General features: G+C 72.6%; 1 protein-coding gene and 1 pseudogene. One reads left to right on the forward strand and one right to left on the reverse strand.

Features of this window, described 5'->3' with window-relative positions; all coding sequences use genetic code 11:
- Positions 1–197 precede the first annotated feature (197 nt).
- Entirely contained in the window at positions 198–1049 is an 852-nt protein-coding gene (locus ACFV4G_RS43330; protein ID WP_380449150.1) for an alpha/beta fold hydrolase, read from the reverse strand.
- Between the two features lie 599 nt (positions 1050–1648).
- Here ACFV4G_RS43330 and ACFV4G_RS43335 point away from each other — a divergent pair.
- Positions 1649–2509 (forward strand): annotated as a pseudogene (locus tag ACFV4G_RS43335) (hypothetical protein); the annotation flags it as partial.

Consider the following 2509-nt stretch of genomic DNA (forward strand, 5'->3'; position numbering starts at 1 on the left):
TGGATGGTGGCGGGGCTGGTGTAACCACCGTCGACCAGACGCTCCGCGGGTGCGAGGTCGCGCGCCGCGAGGTTCGAGTGGATCCGTTCGAGGGCATCCGGAGCACCCGGGCCCCGGCGAGGCGTTCGCGCCGATCGCGCTGCCGGGGCCGGACGAGGGCCGAGTCGGTGGCGGACCGGGATCCGCCGGAGGGCCGGTCAGCTCTCGGCGAGCCAGCGCGTGACGACGCCACCGAACCAGGCCGCGTCGTCCAGCCAGGGGTGGTGCCCAGCCCCGGGCTGCACGACGAGCTGCACCCAGCCGTCCGCGAACAGCTCGCCGAGCCGTGTCGCGAGCACCGGGCTGGGACTGAAGTCGAGCTCCCCGATCAGAATCAGGACCGGGATCTCGAGCCCCGCGATCGCGGCCCTCGTCGCCTCGGGGTCGAACGCGCCCTCGGCGTAGTGCGCCGCGCGGGCGTCACGGTTGAGCTGCGTGGCGCGCGTGGCATGGTGCTCCTGCGCGATCTCGTCCCACCGGCCGTACCAGAACGGGCCCGCCAGGGCGGCGTCCTCGTCGGACCCCACATCGGTCCAGTCCCTGCGGAACGCGCCGATCGCCTCGTCGTACCAGGGCTCGTCCTTCCGCAGCGAAGTCGCGGCCTCGCGGCTGCCCTCGTCGACCGGGATCCCGACGGCCCGCATTCCCGGCGTGATCAGTGCGATGCGCGCGACGCGCTCGGGGTGGCGCTGCATGTAGAGGACGCCGAGGTTCGCCCCGGCCGAGTGGGTGAGCAGGTCGACCTTCTCCAGCCCGAGGTGCGCGCGCAGGGCCTCGACGTCCGCGACGACCCGGTCGCAGCGGTAGCTCTCGACCTCGGCGGGCTCGGGGGAATCGCCGGTGCCGCGGTGGTCGAGCAGCACCAACTGCCGGTGGGCAGAGAGCCCGCCGTAGTCGCCGAGGTACTCCGAGGCGCGCATCGCGCCGCCGGGCAGGCAGATCAGCGGCTCGCCCTCGCCGATGAGGTGGTAGGCCAGTTCGGTACCGTCGTAGGAAGAGAAAGTTGGCATGCCGCGAGCTTTCCACCCGGTTGTTGATCTTCGCAAGGCGCTCCCGTCCATGCTGATCACCTGAGCCGCGATCACGCTGATGACCAGGCGCATCACCCAGCGGCAGTCCAAGCGGTCCGGTCAGCTGACCTCCCGCGAAGCCCAGCGGGACTGATCCTTCTCGGAGTCGGCCTGCCGACCGACCCCCGGACCGGCCCGACGAACCGGCCGACCCCACTGTCCCACGGGCCCTGAACGCCGGTCAGCCCGTTCACCGACCCCGAAGCCGCCTCCTCCCTCGCGGTCAGCCTCGGCGGAGGCCGCCGCCATCGGCCTCGACGGCGCCGCCGGCACCCGTACCTTGATCGGCCCGCCGGGCGGCACCACCACCGGCCGGTTATGAAGGAGGTACCCGCACGGGCGGTTCGGTGCGGACCTCGCCGTCAGCCGGGCGAACCGCTTCGCGACACGGGCCGACCGGTCCCACACCGTCGCTTCAGGCGGACACGACGACGGATCAGGCGCACCGGGGCGCTCCGGCCTGACGGGACATCAGGATCGATTCACCACAACGAAAGGCATGGACAGCAATGGAACGTTGCACCGGGAAGAGCCGCGCTGTGCGAAAGGGCGCGGTCGGCGCCCTGCCGCTGGCCGCAGGCCTGCTGCTGCCCGTCGTGGCGGCCACGCCCGCACACGCCGCCGACCCGAACGGCTGCACCCGTACCGGTACGGCCGCCGCGGGCTTCACCATCACCTGTACCAGCGGGATCGGCTCCAGCGACACCCTGACGGTGGGAGACCTTCCCGGTGCGAAGAGCACCATCACCATCACCAACAGCAACAGCAACAACAACTTCGGTGATGCCGTCGTCGCCGGCACCGTGAACGGCATCCTCGGTGACGACACCCTGACCATCACCGGCGGCACCGCCGTCGGCGGCAGGCCCGGAGGTGCCGGCGTCGGCCGGTCCAGCACCGGCGGAACCGCGCTGGTCGAGATCGGCGACGGCAACAACACCGTCACCATCACCGGCGGCAACGGAGAGGCTGGCAACAACGGAGCGCCCGGAGGTGCCGGCATCGGCGGCACCGGCAGGTCCGGAAGCACCGGCGGCATCGGCAAGCTGACCGCCGGCAGCGGCACCAACACCATCCGCATCACCGGCGGCTCGGGCACCTTCGGGGGCGCGGGCATCGGTGGCACCGGCGTCGGCTTCCTGGGAACCAGCACCGCCGGCAGCGCGACGGTGACCGCCGCCACGGCTGGCAGCACCGGTGGCGTGGGCGGGAAGGGCGGGCTCGGCGGGAGAGGCGGTCGCCCCGGTAGCGGCATCGGCAGCCAAGGCAACGGCGGCGTCGGCGGTACTGGCGGCGACGGCGGCAGCGGCATCGGTGGCTCCGCCATCAGCAACCCCAACATCACCACCGGTGGCGCCGGGACCGAGACCGGCGCGCAGGGCACCACCCCCGGCGGCACG

Origin of the sequence: Kitasatospora sp. NPDC059747, from assembly GCF_042732955.1 — a bacterium.
Taxonomy (GTDB): Bacteria; Actinomycetota; Actinomycetes; order Streptomycetales; family Streptomycetaceae; genus Kitasatospora.

What these genes read in the sequence shown, in the direction of transcription:
- ACFV4G_RS43330 (WP_380449150.1), bottom strand. Translation starts at nt 1,049, where the DNA reads ATGCCAACTTTCTCTTCCTACGACGGTACCGAACTGGCCTACCACCTC.